General features: G+C 63.0%; 13 protein-coding genes and 1 pseudogene. 6 read left to right on the forward strand and 8 right to left on the reverse strand.

The window, feature by feature from the left end; all coding sequences use genetic code 11:
- The first annotated feature begins 200 nt into the window (after positions 1–200).
- Positions 201–944, forward strand: a complete 744-nt coding sequence (locus tag WD006_RS22505) for a TetR/AcrR family transcriptional regulator (RefSeq protein ID WP_029309625.1) — start codon at positions 201–203, stop codon at positions 942–944.
- A 73-nt stretch (positions 945–1017) separates the two neighbouring features.
- Here the strand turns inward: WD006_RS22505 and uvrA are convergent, their stop codons facing one another.
- Together uvrA and msrA are read right to left on the reverse strand one after the other, a co-directional pair.
- Positions 1018–6879: an excinuclease ABC subunit UvrA gene (gene uvrA / locus WD006_RS22510; RefSeq protein WP_029309624.1), complete on the reverse strand. Its 5862-nt coding sequence runs from the start codon at positions 6877–6879 to the stop codon at positions 1018–1020.
- A gap of 178 nt (positions 6880–7057) precedes the next feature.
- Positions 7058–7564: a peptide-methionine (S)-S-oxide reductase MsrA gene (msrA, locus tag WD006_RS22515; RefSeq protein WP_029309623.1), complete on the reverse strand. Its 507-nt coding sequence runs from the start codon at positions 7562–7564 to the stop codon at positions 7058–7060.
- Positions 7565–7630: 66 nt separating this feature from the next.
- On the opposite strand from msrA, the gene WD006_RS22520 reads away from it, so the two are divergent.
- Positions 7631–8236 (forward strand): uracil-DNA glycosylase family protein, encoded by a 606-nt coding sequence (locus WD006_RS22520; protein ID WP_051723425.1) that lies wholly within the window; start codon positions 7631–7633, stop codon positions 8234–8236.
- A 16-nt stretch (positions 8237–8252) separates the two neighbouring features.
- On the opposite strand, the gene WD006_RS22525 is transcribed toward WD006_RS22520, so the two are convergent.
- Positions 8253–8723, reverse strand: coding sequence for an Lrp/AsnC family transcriptional regulator (locus tag WD006_RS22525; protein ID WP_008649536.1), 471 nt, complete (start codon positions 8721–8723; stop codon positions 8253–8255).
- A gap of 126 nt (positions 8724–8849) precedes the next feature.
- Between WD006_RS22525 and WD006_RS22530 the strand changes: the two genes are divergently transcribed.
- Positions 8850–9788, forward strand: coding sequence for a DMT family transporter (locus tag WD006_RS22530; protein ID WP_051723423.1), 939 nt, complete (start codon positions 8850–8852; stop codon positions 9786–9788).
- 13 nt (positions 9789–9801) lie between these two features.
- On the opposite strand, the gene WD006_RS22535 is transcribed toward WD006_RS22530, so the two are convergent.
- Positions 9802–10272, reverse strand: coding sequence for an Lrp/AsnC family transcriptional regulator (locus WD006_RS22535; RefSeq protein ID WP_008649534.1), 471 nt, complete (start codon positions 10270–10272; stop codon positions 9802–9804).
- 168 nt (positions 10273–10440) lie between these two features.
- Between WD006_RS22535 and WD006_RS22540 the strand changes: the two genes are divergently transcribed.
- The gene (locus WD006_RS22540) at positions 10441–10746 is read left to right on the forward strand and encodes a hypothetical protein (RefSeq protein ID WP_017514594.1); all 306 of its coding nucleotides are present in this window, start codon (positions 10441–10443) and stop codon (positions 10744–10746) included.
- Positions 10747–10756: 10 nt separating this feature from the next.
- Here the strand turns inward: WD006_RS22540 and WD006_RS22545 are convergent, their stop codons facing one another.
- A complete protein-coding gene (locus WD006_RS22545; RefSeq protein ID WP_029309620.1) occupies positions 10757–11680 on the reverse strand; it encodes a LysR family transcriptional regulator in 924 nt (307 codons plus the stop codon).
- Positions 11681–11800: 120 nt separating this feature from the next.
- Here WD006_RS22545 and metE point away from each other — a divergent pair, with 120 nt between their 5' ends.
- Positions 11801–14203: a 5-methyltetrahydropteroyltriglutamate--homocysteine S-methyltransferase gene (gene metE / locus WD006_RS22550; RefSeq protein WP_029309619.1), complete on the forward strand. Its 2403-nt coding sequence runs from the start codon at positions 11801–11803 to the stop codon at positions 14201–14203.
- 133 nt (positions 14204–14336) lie between these two features.
- Positions 14337–16436, forward strand: coding sequence for a TonB-dependent receptor family protein (locus WD006_RS22555; protein WP_029309618.1), 2100 nt, complete (start codon positions 14337–14339; stop codon positions 16434–16436).
- Between the two features lie 70 nt (positions 16437–16506).
- Here the strand turns inward: WD006_RS22555 and WD006_RS22560 are convergent, their stop codons facing one another.
- The 3 genes and pseudogenes from WD006_RS22560 to WD006_RS22570 all read right to left on the reverse strand — a co-directional run.
- On the reverse strand, positions 16507–17919 hold the full coding sequence (locus tag WD006_RS22560) for a DUF1254 domain-containing protein (RefSeq protein ID WP_029309617.1): 1413 nt from the start codon (positions 17917–17919) through the stop codon (positions 16507–16509).
- A 593-nt stretch (positions 17920–18512) separates the two neighbouring features.
- Positions 18513–19061, reverse strand: coding sequence for a hypothetical protein (locus WD006_RS22565; protein ID WP_029309616.1), 549 nt, complete (start codon positions 19059–19061; stop codon positions 18513–18515).
- Positions 19062–19067: 6 nt separating this feature from the next.
- Positions 19068–20481, reverse strand: a pseudogene (locus WD006_RS22570) (RHS repeat domain-containing protein); the annotation flags it as partial.

A 20481-nucleotide genomic window follows, 5' to 3' on the forward strand; every position in this document is an offset into this window, starting at 1 on the left:
TCATTTAATCTCTCGTATTAAATTGACAAGGACGAAGGCTAAGGCCATCCGAAGGTTCAGATAGCTAGGACTTTCCCCAACTGGACGGGTATTTGGACGGATTCGAAGCCTCGACAGATGTCGGACATCAGATTTTTCCGTATCCTTGCCGGGCTTTCATTCATCCACCGAGAAGCTCAGGGAACGGCAGGACATTTCTGATGAAGCTCAAGCAAGCGCGCACCATCATCGTCGACGAGCACAAGCCGCCTGCGCACGGCAAGGCTGCCAAGCGTGGCAGCCCCGACGTGGAAGCGACCGACGACAATGGCGACGGCCTGACCGACACGGCAAGAAGGATCCTCGAGATCGCCGAGCGGCTTTTTGCCGAGCAAGGCGTGGAGCAGGTGGCACTACGGCAGATCGTGGTGGAAAGCGGCCAGAAGAACCGTTCCGCCCTGCACTACCACTTCGGGTCACGCGAGGCCCTGGTGAGCCATCTGCTCAACCGCCGCCTGCACGAGATCAACCGGATTCGGAACGGCTATCTCGACGCGCTGGAGCAACGCGGGACGCCAGTCGACATTCACGGCGTGGTGGATGCCACGATTCGCCCGCTGGTCGACGTGGTGCTCCAGACGGACTGGGGCACCAACTACCTGCAGGTATTGGCACAGACCACGTTCAGCCCTGGTCTGCTAAGCAAGGGCCTCGTGGATCGGACCGCGATGAGCGCGCTGTACCGCGTGCGGGAGCATATCTACCAGTTGTTTCCGAACGTGCCGCGCGACGTGATGAAACTGCGCATGGTCTGGTTCATCGACACCGTGGTCTACGCACTGGCCCATTGGGTGCGCGAGCGCGGGAAACGCTCGCGCTCGGAACCGCCGATGGAGGAACTGATTGATTTCTGCGCGGCGGCGATCCAGGGGCCGACGCCCCCCGGTTCCGCCCGAAAGCGCTAGCCGGCCCGAGAGCACTGGCCGGCCCGCAAGGCCAGCCGGCCTCGTCCTCCCGCTGGCATCACTCCCGCCGACTTCAGCCCGTCGCCCTTTCGCTACCCTGCGCAGCGCGTGCCAGCACCGGCACCAGCGCCGCGCCGGTGTGGCTGGCCCGAATGCGGGACAATGCCTCGGGATCCGCCGCGCCAACGATCGTGCCGCCATTCGCGCCACCTTCCGGCCCGAGGTCGATAATCCAGTCGGCCTCGGCGATCACGTCAAGATCGTGCTCGATCACCACCACGCTGTGCCCGCCATCGGTCAGGCGATGCAGCACCTTGATCAGGCGCGCCACGTCAGCCATATGCAGGCCCACCGTCGGTTCGTCGAGCACATACAGCGTGTGTGGCGCTTTCTGGCCGCGGCGCGTGATGTCGTCACGGACCTTCGACAGTTCGGTGACCAGCTTGATGCGCTGCGCCTCACCGCCCGATAACGTGGGCGACGGCTGGCCCAGCGTCAGGTAGCCCAGCCCGACATCCTTCATCAGTTGCAGCGGATGCGCGATCTGCGTGATGGCCGAGAAAAACTCCACCGCCTCGTCGATCTCCATCGTCAACACTTCGCCGATATTCTTGCCACGCCAGGTCACCGCCAGCGTTTCCGGGTTGAAACGCTGCCCATGGCAGACATCGCATGGCACCTTCACGTCCGGCAGGAAACTCATGCCGATCGTCCGAACGCCCTGGCCCTCGCACGCCGGGCAGCGGCCCTCGCCGGTATTGAACGAGAACCGCGACGCGCTATAGCCGCGCGCCTTGGCTTCGAGCGTTTCCGCGAACATCTTGCGGATGGCGTCCCACACGCCGATATAGGTCGCCGGACAGGAGCGCGGCGTCTTGCCGATCGGGGTCTGATCCACTTCGAGCACACGGTCGATCGACTCCCAGCCACTGATCGACTCGCAGCCATGCCACGCGTGCTCGACGCTGAGCGACTTGGTCGCCGTCGGCTTGCCGGCCTTCTCGGCCACGGCCCGAGCGCGGCGCGTGGCCGGCGAGGACATCACCGAACGCCCGACCGCGTCGAGCAGGTTCGTCATCAGCACATCGCGCGCCAGTGTCGACTTGCCGGATCCGGACACACCGGTAATTGTCACCAACCGCGTCAACGGAATCCGCGCGGTGACATCACGCAGGTTGTGCAGGTTGGCACCGTGGACGGTCAGCCATTGCGGCGGATCCGCGGGCTTGCCCGCGCGCGCGGGTGTGACCGGACGGCGCGCCTGCAGCGGATGGATCATCGGATGGGCCAGAAACTGCCCGGTGGTCGAATCCTTGGCCGCCGCCAGCGCTTCCACGCCGCCCTGCGCCACAAGGCTGCCACCGCGCTTGCCTGCGCCCGGGCCGATGTCGATGATGTGATCGGCGCGACGGATGGTGTCTTCGTCGTGCTCCACCACCACCAGCGTATTGCCCTTGTCGCCGAGCTTGCGCAATGCATCGAGCAGAATCTGGTTGTCGCGCGGATGCAGGCCGATCGTCGGCTCATCGAGCACGTAGCAAACGCCCTGCAGATTGCTGCCGAGCTGCGCGGCCAGGCGGATACGCTGGGCCTCGCCGCCAGACAGGCTCGGCGCGGCGCGGTCCAGGCTCAGGTAACCGAGCCCCACCTCCTCCAGGAACTGCAAGCGGCTGGCGATCTCCGTCACCACGTCGCGCGCGATCTCGGCATCGCGCCCCTTCAGGCGCAAACCGTCCACCCAGCGACGGGTATCGGACACCGTCCATTGCGCCACATCGGTAATCGCATTGGTATCGAACGTTACCGCACGCGCCACGGGATTGAGACGCGTCCCGCTGCAATCGGGACACGCCGCGTCACCCACGCCCTCCGGCTCTTGCTCTTCCGACGGCAGGCTCTGCTCACGGCCACGGTCATCGCCACCGAGCACGGTATCGTCAAACGCGGCACGCTGCTCGCGTGTCAGCGCCAGACCCGTGCCCACGCACGTGTTGCACCAGCCATGCTTGCTGTTGTACGAGAACATGCGGGGATCAAGCTCCGGATAGCTTGTGCCGCAGACCGGACAGGCACGCTTGGTCGAAAACACCTTCGTTTCGCCCACGTGCCCGGTGTTCTTGCCTCCCTGCATCGCGTCGTGCAATCCATCGAGCGGGGCCAGCAGATGCATGACCCCCTTGCCGAGTTCGAGTGTCTGCTCCAGCAGCGCGCGCAGTTCCGCCTCATTGTCCGGCGACACGACGATATCGCCCACCGGTAACTCAATCGTGTGCTCGCGGAAGCGGTCCAGGCGTGGCCACGGATCGACCGGCAGGAACTCGCCATCAACGCGCAGATGCGTGTTGCCACGTGCCTTGGCCCACTTGGCCAGATCGGTATAGACACCCTTGCGGTTAACCACCAGCGGCGCCAGCAAGCCCACGTGCTGGCCGCGATGATCGCGCATCAGCTGGGCGACGATCGATGCCGGACTCTGCGAAGTCACGGGCGCGCCGTCGTGCACGCAATGCTGGATGCCGAGCTTGACGTAGAGCAGCCGCAGGAAGTGCCAGACCTCCGACGTGGTGGCCACGGTACTCTTGCGCCCGCCACGCGACAGACGCTGCTCGATCGCCACTGTGGGCGGAATGCCATAGACCGCATCCACTTCGGGCCGCCCGGCCGGCTGCACGATCGAACGCGCATAGGCGTTGAGGGACTCCAGATAGCGGCGTTGTCCTTCGTGGAACAGGATGTCGAACGCGAGCGTCGACTTGCCCGAACCCGATACCCCGGTAATGACATTGAATTTGCCGTGCGGGATATCGACGTTGAGCGACTTGAGGTTGTGCTCGTGGGCATTCACGATACGCACGACGTTTTCGCCCTCAATGGCGCGGCGTGCCCGCGCGGCCTGCACCGCCGCCTGCAGCGGCAGGCCATGTTCCGCGATCTCGGCGCGCTCCGCCGCCAACGTCCCGCCCTCGCCCAGTGCCGCGTCATAGTGGATCAGCGCGCGGCCGGTATGCGATTCGGCACACGCCCGGACGTCGTCCGGGGTCCCCACGCAGACCACCTCGCCGCCGGCGTCGCCACCTTCCGGACCCAAATCGACGATCCAGTCCGAAGCACGGATCACGTCCAGGTTGTGCTCGATGACGATCAGTGAATGGCCGCCGTCGAGCAGCTTGCCGAAAGCCCGCATCAGCTTGGCGATATCGTCGAAGTGCAGCCCGGTGGTGGGCTCGTCGAACATAAACAGGCGCTTCGGCAACACCACCGCCTTGCGGTTCTTGACCGGCTGGGCCTGCGCCGCCTCCGCCAGAAAGCCGGCCAGCTTGAGGCGCTGCGCCTCGCCGCCAGACAGTGTCGGCACGGGCTGCCCCAGCTTGACGTATTCCAGGCCGACGTCCGCAATCGGCGCCAGCACGCGCAACACGGCAGGATCGCTCTCGAACAGGGCCGTGGCTTCGCTGACCGTCAGTTCCAGCACGTCGGCCACGCTCAGCGCGCGTGGCGCCTGACCGCGCGCGGCGCGCTCGATCTTGACTTCCAGCGCCTCAGCGCGATAGCGCGTGCCATCACAATCGGGGCAACGCAGGTAGACATCCGAGAGGAACTGCATCTCGACATGCTCGAACCCTGAACCACCACAGGTCGGGCAACGGCCATCGCCAGAGTTGAAACTGAAGGTGCCAGCCGTATAGCCGCGTTGCAGTGCCAGCGGCGCCTTGGCAAACAACTTCCGGATCTCGTCGAACGCGCCAACGTAGCTGGCCGGGTTCGAGCGAGCGGTCTTGCCGATCGGCGACTGGTCGACGAAGACCACGTCATCGACCTGGTCCGCGCCAACCAGTTCGCGAAACACGCCCGGCGACTCGGTAGCCTTGCCGAAATGGCGTGCCATGGCCGGATACAGGACGTCCTGCAGCAGCGTCGATTTGCCCGAGCCCGACACACCGGTCACGCAGACCAGGCGATTGAGCGGGATCTCGACCGTGACGTCCTTGAGGTTATGCTCGCGCGCGCCTTCCAACCGCAGGCGCGGCGTGGCGGCGTCGATCGGGCGCAATTGCCAGTCCGACGTGTCCGTCACGCGGCGGCGTCCGCCGAGGTAGTCCCCGGTGAGGGTCCGCTCCTTGCGGATGGCCTCCGGCGTTCCATCGAAGATGATCGTGCCGCCACGTTCGCCCGGCCCCGGCCCCATGTCGATCAGGCGATCCGCGGCCAGCATCACGGACGGGTCATGCTCCACCACCACCAGCGTATTGCCGGCGTCGCGCAGGCGATGCATGGCCTCCACGATGCGGTTCAGATCACGCGGATGCAAGCCGATGCTGGGCTCGTCGAGCACGAACAGCGTATTGACGAGCGACGTGCCAAGCGCCGTGGTCAGGTTGATCCGCTGCACTTCCCCGCCCGAAAGCGTGCGGCTCTGGCGGTCCAGCGTCAGATAACCCAGACCCACATCGCACAGGTATTTGAGCCGTGTGCGGACCTCCGCCAGCAGCAACTTGAGCGCATCGTCGAGCAGCGCCGACGGCAGCGTCAGGTCGTCGAAGAAACGGCGGATGCGCGCGATCGGCATCAGCATCAGGTCGTGCACGGTCAGGCCGGGCAGCGCTTCCAGTTGGGAGCGGCTCCAGTCCACGCCGCGCGGGAGGAACCGGTCCGCCGGCGGCAGCACGGCGTTGGCGTTCCCGGCGCTCCCCAGGCGCCACTGCAGCGCCTCGGTTTTCAGGCGGGCACCGCCGCAGGTCTCGCAAGGCGTGTAGCTGCGGTACTTCGACAGCAACACGCGGATATGCATCTTGTAGGCCTTCGACTCGAGGTAGCTGAAGAACCGCATCACGCCGTACCACTGCTTGTTCCACTGCCCGTTCCAGTCGGGGGACCCGTGGATCACCCAGTGCTGTTCGGCCTCGCTGAGCTGGTTCCACGGCAGATCGCGCGGGATGCCGGCCTTGGCCGCGTAGCGCATCAGATCGTCCTGACACTCCTTCCACGCGGGGGTCTGCATCGGCTTGATCGCCCCATCGCGCAGCGACTTGCGGACGTCAGGAATCACCAGCCCCAGATCGACACCGATCACGCGCCCGAATCCACGGCAGGCATCGCACGCGCCATAGGCGGAATTGAACGAGAACAGCGCCGGCTGCGGGTCCGCATAGCGGATATCGCTTTCCGGACAATGCAGCCCGGTCGAGAACTTCCAGACCGGCCCTTCACCCTCGTCCGTCACCACATGCACGCTGACACGGCCGCTGCCACGCTTGAGCGAGGCCTCGATGGCTTCGAGCGCCCGCGCCTTCTCCACGTTGCCAATACGGAAACGGTCCGCCACCACGTCGAGCACCTTGCGGTTTCCGGTCGCCGATTCGACCACGCGCTGGCCGTGCACCCGGGTGTATCCGCTGACCGAGAGCCATTGGGCGACTTCTTCCTCGGTGGCCGATTCCGGCAGCTCGACCGGGAACGTCAGCACCAGCCGGGCATCGGCAAACGGCTGCCCCGCGCTCGTCCGGACCACCAGTTCCGCATAAATCGTCTCTGGCGAGTCATGCCGGACCGGCAACGCGGTCTGCCGGTCGAACAGTTCCGCCGCGCGCGCGAACAGCAGTTTCAGGTGATCGTTGAGCTCGGTCATCGTGCCGACCGTGGACCGCGAGCTACGCACCGGGTTCGTCTGGTCGATCGCGATAGCTGGCGGGACACCATCCACCTTGTCGACCTGCGGCCGATCCATGCGATCCAGGAACTGGCGCGCATAGGCACTGAACGTCTCGACGTAGCGACGCTGGCCCTCGGCGTAGAGCGTGTCGAACACCAGGCTCGACTTTCCCGAACCGGACGGCCCGGTCACCACGGTCATCTGACCCGTGTGCAAGTCGAGATCAACGTCCTTGAGGTTGTGCTGACGGGCGCCGCGAATGCGAATGGTGCCGGAATCTGACAATTTGTCCTCTCTAATCAGATAGTTGGAGGCAGAAATTGAAGGGATATCTCACCTTCGCTGTGCCTCACTGACCGCGTGGTCGGCATAACTATACTGTATAAACGTACAGTTATCCTGACAGGATACGGACAAGATTGTCGAAAACCTCACCGGCCGCAGGCAGACCTCCAGCCCTGCCTCAACCTCGCTTCGGCAGCTTCCAGCCCGGCCGGATGAAGTGGCAGGTATAGCCGTTCGGATACCGCTCCAGGTAGTCCTGGTGTTCCGGCTCGGCATCCCAGAACGGCCCGGCCGGTGCGATTTCGGTCACGACCTTCCCAGGCCAGAGTCCGGACGCATTCACGTCGGCCACGGTGTCTTCCGCCGTCTGCTTTTGTTCGTCGTTCAGGTAAAAGATCGCCGAGCGATAGCTCGTCCCCACATCGTTGCCCTGGCGATTCTTGGTGGTGGGGTCGTGGATCTGGAAGAAGAACTCCAGGATCTGGCGATAGCTGATCTGGCTCGGATCGAAGGCGATCTCGATGCCCTCGGCGTGTGTGCCGTGGTTGCGATAAGTGGCATTCGGCACGTCGCCGCCGGTGTAGCCCACCCGGGTCGACAGCACGCCGGGGTATCGCCGCAGCAGGTCCTGCATCCCCCAGAAGCAGCCGCCGGCAAGGATTGCGGTTTCGATTTGCGTCGTCATACTCTGGTCCTTTGCATCGCGTGGCGTAGAGGCCAGTAATATACGCACACCGCGTCGAATCCGCTCATGGTCACAAAGTCCCCACAGCGCGCGCAGGCTATCGTCACGAGCCTGCGGCGTGACATCGCATCCTGTACCCGATGCGCCGCCGATCTGCCTGCCGGCCCGCGGCCCGTCGTACAGTTCAGCGCCACGTCTCGCATCCTGATCATCGGCCAGGCGCCGGGATCACGGGTACACGCCAGCGGCATTCCGTTTGATGACCCCAGCGGCGACCGCCTGCGTGAATGGACGGGTCTGAGCCACGACGTGTTCTACGATGCATCCCGCGTGGCGATCATGCCGATGGGCTTCTGCTACCCCGGCAAAGGCCCGAGCGGCGACCTGCCACCACGCCGCGAGTGCGCGCCGCTTTGGCACGACGCCATCCTGCGGCTCCTGCCGGAAGACCGTCTGACCCTGCTCGTTGGCAGCTACGCCCAAGCCTATTACCTGCAAGGCAAAGTCGGCGCCACGATGACGGAGATCGTGCGCGATTTCCGCCGCTTCGGCCCCAATCTGTTTCCGCTGCCTCACCCTTCGTGGCGCGTTGTCGGCTGGATGCGCAAGCAGCCCTGGTTCGAAGCCGAATTGCTACCAGCGCTGCAAGCGGCCGTGCGCGCCAGGCTATGAATTTGCGGAATTCGACCTAACCGAGCGGAAGCGCCGTGCTGTACAGCACCTGCTTCAGCGCGAAACTCGAACGAATGCTCGCCACGCCGGGGATGCGAGTGATCTGGTCGATGATCAACCGCTCGAGCGCTTCCACGTCGGGCACTACTACACGCAGCAGATAGTCGGCATCTCCTGACATCAGGTAGCACTCCATCACCTGAGGCAACGCGGCGATTCGCCGCTCGAACGTATCGAGTGTTTCCCGCCGCTGCTTGTCGAGCGACACGGAGATGAACACCACGACTTTCAGGCCCAGCCGACGCGCGTCGAGCAGCGTGACGCGCCGCGAGATCACGCCGATTTTCTCCAGACGCTTCACTCGCGCCAGGCATGGCGAGGGCGAGAGACTGACCCGGCTGGCCAGCTCCACATTGGTCAGGCTGCCATCACGCTGCAGTTCGCCGAGAATCCGGATGTCGGTGGCATCAAGTTCAATGTCCAGCATGTCATGCTTCTAAAGTTTTACCTCTCAGCATTCTATGCCGTATTGAACGATTGCAGCAGTGCGATCCGGTTACTGATGCCGGGCGATGAATCGTAGACTTTTCGCAAACGATCTCTCTCGCTTCGCATGTCCGCTACCGTCCCATCCACCGCTTCGTCCCGCGCTCCGGCGACCACCGGATTCCGGTCTTTTCTGCCATTGATTGGTGCAGTCGTGATTTGGGGCGGTAACTGGCCAGTCATGAAGATGGGACTGGCCCACATCGGCCCGCTCTGGTTCGCCGCCTGCCGGTTCGGCTCAGCCGCGTTGATCAGCTTCCTTGTACTCGGCGCCCTGCGCAGGCTCCGCCTGCCCTCGCGGCAGGAATGGCCGCTGGTGATCGGCGTCGGCCTGCTGCAGATGGGGGCATTCACGGCCTTGGCGTTGTGGGCGCTGCAGTACGTGCCGCCGGGTCGCGCATCGGTGATTGCGTATGCGACCGCCATCTGGGTGATCCCGCTTTCCTCGCTGGTGCTCGGCGAGCGGCCATCGCGCCTGCAATGGCTGGCGACCGCATTCAGTTACGCCGGCATCGCCGTGATCGTCGCGCCGGCGCTCGGCGGCTGGGAACTGCACACGGTGATGGGCCTGACGATGCTGCTCGGGGCATCACTGGCGTGGTCGGTCAGCATCATTCAGTTGCGCGCAAATCGTGCAATCCGGCTCGGCGCGGAGATGATTCCATGGGAATGTGCCGTGGCAACCGTGCCGCTGATTGCCCTCGCCTGGCTGCGAGATGGCGTGCCCGACCTGGGCGCGATGGTCGACATCTGGCCGGTGATCGCCTATACGGGACCGCTCGCCACCGCGCTGACCTTTATCGTCGTGCTGAACGTGACGCAGTCATTGCCGCCGGCCGCCACCTCGATTGCCATGCTTGGTGTTCCGGTGATCGGGCTGGTGCTGTCGACCGTGGCATGGCACGAACAGATCTCGCTCGATCTGTCGATCGGCCTCGCACTGATCGGGATGGGCGTGGTGACCACCGCGCTCGCGCCCCGGCTCGGCAGGCTGGCTGCCCGCTAGGTTCCAGCCAGGATCAGGGTTCGACCGACGGCTCGCGCTTCAGCGTGCGCAGCACGAAAGTCGAGTGGCTGTGTCGCAGGCCGGGAAGCTTGTAGAGCTTGTGGCGCAGGAATTCCTCATAGCCTTCCGTACCTGCCACCGCCACCTTGATCAGGTAGTCGTACTCGCCCGTCAGCAGATGAGCCTCCAGCACTTCAGGCAACTGCGCCAGCGCCTCGCCGAAGCGATTGAACATCTCGTCGTCGTGGCGATCGAGCGTGACTTCGATCAGCACCGTATCAGGCAAGCCCAGCGCCTTCTGGTTCAGCAGCGCGGCATAGCCACTGATTACGCCAGCGTCCTCCAGGGCCTTGACCCGGTTCCAGCAAGGCGTGGCGGACAGGCCGACACGCTCGGCCAGCTTCGCATTGGAGATACGGCCGTCGCGGCGCAACTCGCGCAGGATGCGACGATCGATCTCATCGAGTTTGAGCGGGTTGTTCACGGAAAATCGTCCAGTGAAGATGAAATAACCTCAAATCTACACCAACGAAGATATTCATTCTGAAAATTGGCGGTCCACACAGAAAAATCAGAAGCCAATTTTGCGGGTGCGCTGGTAAATTTACCGAACTGCTTACGCATCACTTACGCCTTGCTTCCGGACCCTGCCATGCCCCTGCCCACCCTCCAGCTCGCCCTCCGCCTCGACCGCGCCGACGTCTTCGGTAGCCTGGAATGGGTGCTTGCCAGCGCCCGTCGCACGGGGCTCGCACTGCGCCAACTTCAGGTCGACAGCGAACGCGGCCACATGGTCAACCTCTGCTGCGAAGCGCCGGCGGCTGACCTGTTGCATCTGTTCGTGCGCCGAGTCGGCTACGGCGTTGAAGTCGAGGTTGTCGACGCCGAGTTCTCTGATGACGTCGACATGCTTCTGGTGGGTGGCGTTGAGGTCGAAGCCGAGGCCGCCCACGCCTGAGCCTGAGCCGCTAGGCCGGCGTCCCCAGCAGTTCAATCCCGTCGAGTTCGGCCGCGCAGATATCGCGCACGATCGACACGAAATCGTCCACATAGGGCCGGTCGGCGATGGCGGCCGGCACCGTCGCGTATAGCTCGCTCCACAGCCCCTTCGTGCCGATGCGTTTGGCCAGCACGTAGTCGTGATCGACGTAGTTCTTCACGCCCCAGTTCGGTAGCGCGGCGACGCCACGCCGGCTGGCCACGAGTTGCAGCACCGCCACCGTAAGCTCCGCGGTGCGCCGCTGCAGACGAATACCGGCCGGCTCCAGCACCTCGCGGATCAGATCGATCCGCTGCTCCGGCACGGGATAGGTAATCAGCGTTTCTCCCGCCAGGTCCTGTGCCTCGATGCGCCGCTTGCTGCGCAGCCGATGCTCGTTGGCCATCACCGCCAGAATCTCGAAGCGGAACAACGGCGCCACGGTCAGCCCCCGCTTTACCGGCGGCTTCGATCCGATCACCATATCCGCCTTGCCGTTGTTCAACAGTGCCAGCGGGTCTGCGTGGAATCCGGCAACCAGATCCACCTCCACCTCGGGCCAGCGGCGACGGAACTCGTCCATCACAGGCATCAGCCAGTCGAAACAGGTGTGGCATTCGAGTACCACGCGCAACTCCCCGCGCGTATCGCCCTTGAGGCGCAGCAGATCGCGCTCGGCCGCGCTGATCGCCGCCAACGCCTCGCGTGCCAGGGCCAGCAGGCGTTCCCCGGCCGGCGTGAAACGCAATCCCTGGCGCGTGCGATCGAACAGCGGCATACCGTAATGCGCCTCGATGGCCTTGATCTGATGGGAGAGCGCCGACTGGCTCACGTGCACGCGTTCAGCGGCCGTTGCCAGCTTGCCCGATTCGGCGATGGCCACGAGCGAGCGGAAATGGCGGACTTCAATCATCGCCCAGTCTCGTTTTTGATATGAATTTCATTCATTCTTTGTTTAGAACTTATCGCTTGATTCATTTTACCCGCAATCCGAAACTGTGCGCCACATCAGACATCGGATTGGGAGTAACGGATGGCACGCACACATATCCTCGGATTTCCGCGCATTGGCGCGCGTCGTGAGCTGAAATTCGCGCAGGAAGCGTTCTGGCGCGGCGAAACGCCCGAAGCCGCCTTGCGCGAAACCGGTGCCACGCTGCGACGTCGCCACTGGCAACTGCAGGCAGATGCCGGCCTGGCGACCGTGGCTGCCGGCGACTTCGCCTGGTATGACCAGATGCTCGGACTGACCGCACTGCTGGGCGCACTGCCGAAGCGTTTCGGCTTCGACGCCGCATCGCTGACGCTGGCCCAGTACTACGAACTGGCACGCGGCAATGCTGCCCAGCCGGCCATGGAAATGACCAAGTGGTTCGATACGAACTACCACTACCTCGTCCCCGAACTCGATGCGGACAGCACGTTCGGTGGCGGCCCCACATGGTTCCTCGATGAAGTCGATGAAGCCCTGGCACTGGGCCTGGCTACGCGCCCCGTCCTGATCGGCCCGGTCACTTACCTGTACCTGTCGAAGTCGCACGTCCCCGGGTTCGATCGCCTCACCTTGCTGCCCAAGGTCGTGCAGGCCTACCGCCGCATCCTGGCGCAACTGCGCGAGCGCGGTATCGAATGGGTGCAGATCGACGAGCCGGTACTGTGCCTCGATATCGACGCCGAGTGGCTCGACGCCATTGATCGCGCTTATGTCGATCTGGCCGATCTGGCCGAGGCGGGTCCGAAGGTCCTGCTGGCTACCTACTTCGACACCGCCGCTCCCCATGCGGCACGGGCCGCCGCGCTGCCGGTGCATGGCTTCCATGTCGATCTGGTGCGCGCGCCCGAGCAACTGGAAACCTGGCTGCAGGTGCTGCCCGCCAACGCGGTGCTGTCGGCAGGTGTGATCGACGGCCGCAACATCTGGCGCGCGGACCTGCGTGCCGTGCTGGCGACGCTCGCCCCGCTTCACGCACAACTCGGCGACCGTCTCTGGATCGCCCCGTCCTGCTCGCTGCTGCACGTGCCCGTATCGCTCGATGCCGAACAACGCCTCGATCCCGAACTGAAATCGTGGCTGGCCTTCGCTACAGAAAAGCTCGAGGAACTGCGCACGCTGGCCGTGGCGCTGAATCAGGGCAAAGCCGCAGCGGCGACGCAGCTCGCGGCATCAGACGCAGCACGCGAATCGCGCCGCACGTCGCGCCGCGTGGTCAACCAGCGGGTACAAGGTCGCCTGGCCGCTGTCACCGCCGACATGGCCGATCGCGCCAGCGCCTTCGATATCCGCATCGAACGCCAGCGCGAGGCGCTGCAACTGCCCGCGCTGCCCACCACCACGATCGGTTCGTTCCCGCAGACCACGGCGATCCGGCAAACCCGCGCGGCATACAAGCGTGGCGAGATCGGCGCGCTGGACTACCTGCAGCGCATCCGTGGCGAGATCGAACTGGCGGTGCGCAAGCAGGAAGCACTTGGCATCGACGTGCTGGTGCATGGCGAGGCCGAGCGTAACGACATGGTCGAGTACTTCGGTGAACAACTCTGCGGCTACGCATTCACCGAGAACGGCTGGGTGCAAAGCTATGGCTCGCGCTGCGTCAAGCCGCCGGTGATCTATGGCGATGTGTATCGCCCCGAGCCGATGACCGTGGACACGGCCCGTTACGCACAGTCGCTGACCGACAAGCCGATGAAGGGCATGTTGACCGGCCCGGTGACAATGCTGCAATGGTCATTCGTGCGCGACGACCAGCCGCGTGCCACCACGGCGCGTCAACTGGCCCTGGCGATCCGCGACGAGGTACGCGATCTGGAAGCGGCCGGCATCCGCATCATCCAGATCGACGAACCGGCACTGCGCGAAGGCCTGCCCCTGCGCCGCGACGACTGGACCGCGTACCTCGAGTGGGCCGTCAATGCCTTCCGGCTGTCGGCCGCCGGCGTATCGGACCAGACCCAGATCCACACCCATATGTGCTACGCGGAGTTCAACGACATCCTGCCGGCCATCGCAGCCATGGATGCCGACGTGATCACGATCGAGACCTCGCGCTCGGCGATGGAATTGCTGGAAGGCTTCGGGGAGTTCGACTACCCGAATGAAATCGGACCGGGCGTCTACGACATCCACTCGCCGCGCGTGCCGACGGTGGAAGCCATCACCCGGCTGCTCGAGCGGGCGTGCGAAGTGATTCCGCCAGAGCGGCTGTGGGTGAACCCGGACTGCGGTCTCAAGACGCGCGGCTGGCCGGAAACGGAAGCGGCGCTGGCGAACATGATCACGGCAACGCGCCAGTTGCGCGGCAAGCTGGCAAGCCAGCCACCCGTGACTTGGAAGCGTGTGACCCAGCCTGCCCCCGGAAGTGCGCGCAGCGCGGCAACGGCGCACGCTCACGGTACTGCATGCGACCCTAACTGCGCGGGACAACTTTCGATATAAGGCAAGAAGGTCCGTTGCGTCGCTGTGTCGCATGGCGCACGGATTCTCCCCTCCGTATCCTTGCGGTCGAGCCAAAATAAGAGCATATCTGGCCCACGTTGAATCCTCGGCGTGGGCCTATCGACCGCAAGCAATGCAACGACGAAAAAAATGGCGCCGCGCAGCGGCGCTTCCTGCCGCCGCACTGTCTGGTGTGGCCTTCGCCCAAACCGTTCCGGCAAGCGTTCCTGCCGAGATTCCAACCCTTCCTCCTGTCACCGCCACGGCTGCCGCGGCGGGTTCGTTGACCGCCCCGGGCATCGCGCAGCAGCGCCAGTCATTGTTCCAGTCGGCTGGATCCGTGGGCTTTGTTGATGCGGACTCCTATAGCAACACGTACGCCAGCGACCTGCGCGATGTGCTCAAGGATGCACCGGGTGTTTACGTACAGGAACGTTACGGCCAGGAGTTGCGGCTGTCGATCCGTGGCTCGGGAATTGCGCGCGGCTACCACACGCGTGGCCTGGAAATCCTGCAGGACGGCGTGCCGACCAACTTTGCCGACGGCAGCGGCGATTTCTACCAGATCGATCCGCTCGGTCTTTCGGCCGCCGAAGTCTACAAGGGCGGCAACGGGCTGGCGTATGGCAGCACCACCCTGGGCGGCGCCATCAACTTCACTACGCCCACCGCGCTGACCGCCGACGCGCCAAACATGGTCCGCCTGGATGGAGGCAGTTTCGGCACCGTGCGCGGCAGTGGCCAGGTGTCACGGCAGATCGGCAACTGGGACTTCCTGGTCAACGCCACGGTCAGCCATTCCGACGGCTATCGCAATCATGAACGCGGCCAGTACGAGCAGCTCAACGCCAATGTCGGCTACCGGTTCAGCCCGGCGGTGGAGACGCGCTTCTACTTTGGCGCCTATATCGTCGATCAGTTGCTGCCCGGCACGCTCTCTCTGAACGATGCGCTGAACAATCCGCGCATGGCATCGCCGAGCGCGCTGGCGGGCGACCAGGCACGCAACACGCGCACCGAGCGCCTGGCCAATGTCACCACCATCAAGCTCGACAGCGGCCAGATCGACTTCACTACCTGGGCGATCCACAAGAGCCTGTATCACCCGATCTTCCAGGTGATCGACCAGGACTACTGGACCTATGGCTTCGCGCCCCGCTACACGGGCGAATTCGCGCTTGGCGGCATGCGTAACCAGTTGATCGCCGGGATGCGATTCTTTGGCGGCAACAACGACGCGCGCCAGTACGTCAACGTCAATGGCAATCGTGGCGCGCAGACGCTGAATTCGGCGCAGGATGCCTACAACTACGAGCTCTATCTCGAAGACCGCCTCTATGTGCTGCCCACCGTGGCGCTGATGGCTGGCGCCAAGGCGTACCGCAACCGCCGCGAGTACAAGGACTATGGTGGCCTGCCTACCAATCCAACGCCGAAGTCGGACGCCACGAGCTACAGCGGCGTGAATCCGAAGTTTGGCGTGCTGTGGGAACCAAAGAAGAACGTCCAGGCGTTCATCGACATCACCCGTAGCGCCGATGTCCCCGATTTCACGGACCTGAACCAGACGATCGGCATGACACAGCAGTTCGTGCCACTGGCCGCCCAGCACGGCTGGACGCTGGAACTCGGCACGCGCGGCCAGCAGGACCGTTTCGGCTGGGATCTGACGCTGTACCGCTCTCTGGTGCGCGACCAGCTGCTGCAGTACACGGTCAGCCCCGACATCCCCGCGTCAACGTTCAACGCGAACAAGACGACCCTGCAAGGCGTGGAGCTTGGCGCGAATGTAGACGTGCTACGCAACGTGTTCGGCAGCGGCGACAAGGTCAATGTGTCCCAACTCTGGAACTACAGTGACTTCCGCTTCGACAACGATCCGGTCTATGGCAACAACCGGATCGCCGGGGTGCCGCAGCACGTGCTGCGCACGACGCTGGCCTATAGCCGAAACTCGCGCCTGCGCGTGGCGGGCACAATCGACTGGGTGCCGACCGGTGCATGGGTGGACTACGCCAACACGCTCAAGGTGCCAAGCTACGTGCTGTTCGGTATCGAGGCGAGCTACGAGTTCGAGCGTGGCGTGACGCTGTTCCTCGATGCCCGCAACCTGACGGACAAACGCTATATCAGCGATTTCAGCACCGTCACGGATGCGCGGACGGCCAATACGTCGGTGTTCTATCCGGGCAGCGGCCGCGCGTTCTACGCGGGGATCAAGTACAAGTTCTAAGGGTAGGCATTGCGCCCACTGCGCTCGGATGAGGGCCTCACCACGCCCTTGCCGGACGTGGCGCGGGAAATCAGTTCACGCGCTGGACGGCGGGCGGCATCCACTTGCCATCGAGCACCACCTGGTCCGGCCAGTAGGCTCGCAGCATCAGATTGAAGGCGTCGGGCGGCGCCGGCAGCCAGTTGGATACCTTGCGCTCGTCGGGCCGTTCGTACTGGATATAGATGTCCAGAGAGCCATCGCGGTTGTAGCGCAGGCGATCACGGCTGCCGATCGCGTAGCGCTGCATCGAGTTGCTAACGAATGCCTGCTTTTCGTTGTACATCGTCAGCGACCAGAAGGCTTTCACCGGCGGCAACTGTGACTTGTCGAAGTGCAGGACGTAGCGGCTGCCACCATCGAACGGGCGGCCCATCGCATCGGCGCGCGCGGTCGGGTAGATCGCATCCTCGGGCAGATTCGCGCCCAGACCGAACATCGCCACCACGGCGCGGCGGCCATAGTCCGTGCCATATACCCCGATATCGCGCTGGACACGCCAGCCCATATTGCCGGCAGCGCTCTTGCGCCCATTGGCCTTGATCATCGTCAGCGCGGCGGATGCACCCTCCTGCACGGCGCGCGCCGTCGACGGCTCCAGCACAGTTGTCTTGAACGGCTGACCGGCCTTGATGCCCATGCGCTGCATCTTCTCGACCATCGCGGTGTCATCGGCTGCGGGCGGGTTGGCGGGCAGCAGCGCGGCCAGACGGGTAAAGAATGCCTGGGCGTCCATCGCCGCCACCTGCTCGGCCGGCGGCGTCTCCGTATCGATCATCGCTGCGCGCGGCACGGGCTGCACTGCGGTACGGCTGCCCTTGCGCCAAGCCGACAGCGGCACCAGGCGGAACTGATCCTGCAGCCGGTGCACGTTCGCATAGTCCTGCTTGCCATTGGTCTGAATCCGACCAATCAGCCAGGCCATATCGGTCGGCGACCGGATCTCCTTCACACCCTTGGGCAACTGCCCCTGCCAGTTCGGGCCGACGATTGCGAAAACCCCGCGCTTCGTACCAGTCGTGCGCTTGCCCGGCGACGCGAAGACATTGGTCCAGGCATCGAGCATCGGCATCAGGTAATAGCGACCGCTGGTATCGGGCACGGACAGCACCATCGGCTCCTTCGACAGGTCCAGCCACGCCGACGAATACAAGGTGTCGGCATTCGGGCTGACAACGTCGGTAAAGGCCGCGTCCGGGAAGGCGCGCTTGTGACCGAATGTATTGACCGGCACCTTGGCCGTCGCCACCTCACGCGTAACGTCCATCAGGACGAGCGGATAGGCGTAGGTGAACACCTCGGCCGAGAGGGTTTTCATCGCTTGGTCGGATGGCGGCTGTTCGACGGCCGAATCGGCTACCGAACGCTCCGACGTGGACGAGCAAGCGGAAAGGAAAACGGCAAGCGCAACTGCGCCCGCCAATCTGCGGATGGATGAATTCATGACCCCGTTTCCCATGGGAATGGCGGCCTTCCGGGCATCAGCAGGGGCGCGAGTTGCTCCGGAGGCGCATCTGATAGGGACGAATAATGTGCTTCCGGGTTGGCGGCTGTCAATGGCCCCGGCGAGTGGTTGCGCGGGGAAACGTACATTGGGGTTGGATGACTGTGCTATCCATCGCCGCCTGCGCTCTCGCAGTTGCTGGCACCTGGATGCCCAGCAACCGAAAATGTTTCGCCGTCTCTGCCTTGCGCCGTGGATTGCCGCAGCGGCCACCGCATACGAGTGGGTCATCGTCTTCAGTCGCGTCGACTGAGCACAATCGAGCCGGACGCACCCTCGCGCAGCAACCCAGAATGAAAAAGGGCTTCCATTTCTGGAAGCCCTTTTAATAGGTGGCGCGGCTGGCAGGATTCGAACCCACGACCCCTTGGTTCGTAGGCATATCACACACCATCAATATTTAGCAAAATCAACTACTTGCAGCGCCAGCCAGCACCTCTCCCGGCAGCACCCGGGCACACTAGTGGCACGGCCACGGTGGATTGGTCACTCCAGACTCGCATTCGAGAACTATTCTCAACTAAGAAAGGCTGCTACTTCTCTATCAACGAATTCAGACGCATTGCAGAAACAAAAGAGAGCATGTTCGTAATCATGATGTCGATTGCTAGCATTGCGCCCATTGCCTGATCTAGGCCCTGACTTCGTGAAAACGAGGTAAGTAGACTCTGCATCGCCGAGCTCCAGGACATCACCCACTTCTCAGCATCCTGCTCCCCCACCAGCATCTTTCCGATCCCTTTACCAAGGGTCTGAATAGCGTTCTTCGGGAGCCCTTCATACATAGCAGCGGCATTGCAGTCAGAAGGCCACGAACAATGCATGATGTAAGTAGAATCTTCCTCTTCACCAGTACCTTGCATCCCATGAGCCAAAATCACGAGAAGATCAACCTCGACATTATTCAACATCGAGAATAACGACTCATCTCGATATTTTTCCCAATGAGCCACCTTTTCCGCGACTTCAGCTACGTAGGTCATCCGTCCAACAAATGACCTAATATGAATGTCCGTCAGCTCTAATGGCGGAGCACGTAGATACTCAACAAGAGTATTTGGAATATCAATATCGTTTGACATATCAGCTCAGTATAGGATCGGTATTTCCATATTAGCCACACGCTCCCATTCAGGTAGCTCCAATGGCAAGGCTGTTGCGCAGTAAAGCTTCACCTTTTTGATAGCCTTCCGCAAGCTATTCTGCTTCCCAATGATCGCGTTTCTATGCCCAGCATCGGCCCCGTTGGTCCCGCCGTTTAGATACTGTGGCAGACGCTTGTATTGAAGGTCGTGATACGCGCTGGATGCTTCTTTCCTAGCTTGTGTGCATCTGGGGTCTTCATCACACGTCAATGCCTCCGTTGCACGAGTCGCTAACTCGCGCAGAGATTTGTCAAATTGCTGCAATAGCGTATTGGGATTCTGTCGGATGCCCGCCCCTTCCTGTAACTCATCCGCTGGGGACGTCGGTGCATTTGATGGCGCTTGGCTTTTCGACGGCCAGGCCGGGACAAGTATGCGCTGCCAACCAGCTTGAGCGATCGCCGAGGGAATCCACGAAGCCAACCACTCTTTCAGCCAAGTCCAAAGACTCGCCCAGGTGCCTTGAACTTGCTCGGTATCCGGCAGGGTCGGACTATTGGTTGCGCGAGGCCCAAACGGATTTGATGTATCGACACTTTGCGGCGCGGTAGTAGGCCGAAGAATCGCCGTCAGTCGGTGAGCTGCATCATACTCGTAGCCTTCGTAATAGCTGCCTGGCCCGCGTACAGCGGTGAGGAATCCATTTGCGTCGTATTCATAATTGGTCACACGTCCATCAGCCTCGTAGGCAGTCCACGACCCGCGTGCGTTGTACTGATAGCGGACACGTTCCCCGTCCGAATTGATGGCTTCAAGCAGCCTACCCGCAGCGTCGTACTGCAACGCACGGCCAACGTTGCCGTCACTATCTGTCAGCGTCAGCAAATTTCCTTGAGCGTCATAGGTAAAGTACCACTGCCCGGTGACTGCATCGCCAACCATCTCCACAGTTGCGCTCACAAGGCCATTGGCGTCGTACGTCCACCCGGTGCTCGTCACCGCTCCGGAAGGAGTCGCACCTAATCCTTGACTACCGTTCGCGTCATTGGTCGGGAACCAGGCATAGCCGCTTGGCTGTCCTTTGGGATCATAAGTAAAGTAGTCGACCCGTCCGGGCGACGCAATCTTAGTTGGTAAGCGCCACGTAGGATGCCACTCCGTTGTTGTGGTCTGCGCATTCGCCGTACCGTACGCTTCAATCCGTTGCGTTTCCCTGCCCTGGGCGTCATAGATGTAGCGCGTTTCCTGATTGCTGAAATCGACGCGGCGAGATACGTTGCCGCTCGCATCGTAGGCTGTAGTTTTCGCAACGTTGCCGCACTCCGGGCAAGGGGCCGAAACGCCGGTGGGACGCAAGACATTACCGGCCAATTCGAGCGAGTAGGTCCGGCTGCTCCCATCGGCTGCCGTGATCACA

Origin of the sequence: Cupriavidus sp. Met-2, assembly GCF_049843575.1 — a bacterium.
Taxonomy (GTDB): Bacteria; Pseudomonadota; Gammaproteobacteria; order Burkholderiales; family Burkholderiaceae; genus Cupriavidus; species Cupriavidus metallidurans.

Excerpts from the sequence above, each read along its gene's own strand:
- WD006_RS22525 (WP_008649536.1), bottom strand. The coding sequence starts at position 8,723 with ATGCTGGACATTGAACTTGATGCCACCGACATCCGGATTCTCGGCGAA.
- WD006_RS22520 (WP_051723425.1), top strand. The coding sequence starts at position 7,631 with ATGGTCACAAAGTCCCCACAGCGCGCGCAGGCTATCGTCACGAGCCTG.
- msrA (WP_029309623.1), bottom strand. The coding sequence starts at position 7,564 with ATGACGACGCAAATCGAAACCGCAATCCTTGCCGGCGGCTGCTTCTGG.
- WD006_RS22530 (WP_051723423.1), top strand. The coding sequence starts at position 8,850 with ATGTCCGCTACCGTCCCATCCACCGCTTCGTCCCGCGCTCCGGCGACC.
- WD006_RS22505 (WP_029309625.1), top strand. The coding sequence starts at position 201 with ATGAAGCTCAAGCAAGCGCGCACCATCATCGTCGACGAGCACAAGCCG.
- WD006_RS22540 (WP_017514594.1), top strand. The coding sequence starts at position 10,441 with ATGCCCCTGCCCACCCTCCAGCTCGCCCTCCGCCTCGACCGCGCCGAC.
- WD006_RS22565 (WP_029309616.1), bottom strand. The coding sequence starts at position 19,061 with ATGTCAAACGATATTGATATTCCAAATACTCTTGTTGAGTATCTACGT.
- metE (WP_029309619.1), top strand. The coding sequence starts at position 11,801 with ATGGCACGCACACATATCCTCGGATTTCCGCGCATTGGCGCGCGTCGT.
- WD006_RS22560 (WP_029309617.1), bottom strand. The coding sequence starts at position 17,919 with ATGAATTCATCCATCCGCAGATTGGCGGGCGCAGTTGCGCTTGCCGTT.
- WD006_RS22545 (WP_029309620.1), bottom strand. The coding sequence starts at position 11,680 with ATGATTGAAGTCCGCCATTTCCGCTCGCTCGTGGCCATCGCCGAATCG.
- WD006_RS22555 (WP_029309618.1), top strand. The coding sequence starts at position 14,337 with ATGCAACGACGAAAAAAATGGCGCCGCGCAGCGGCGCTTCCTGCCGCC.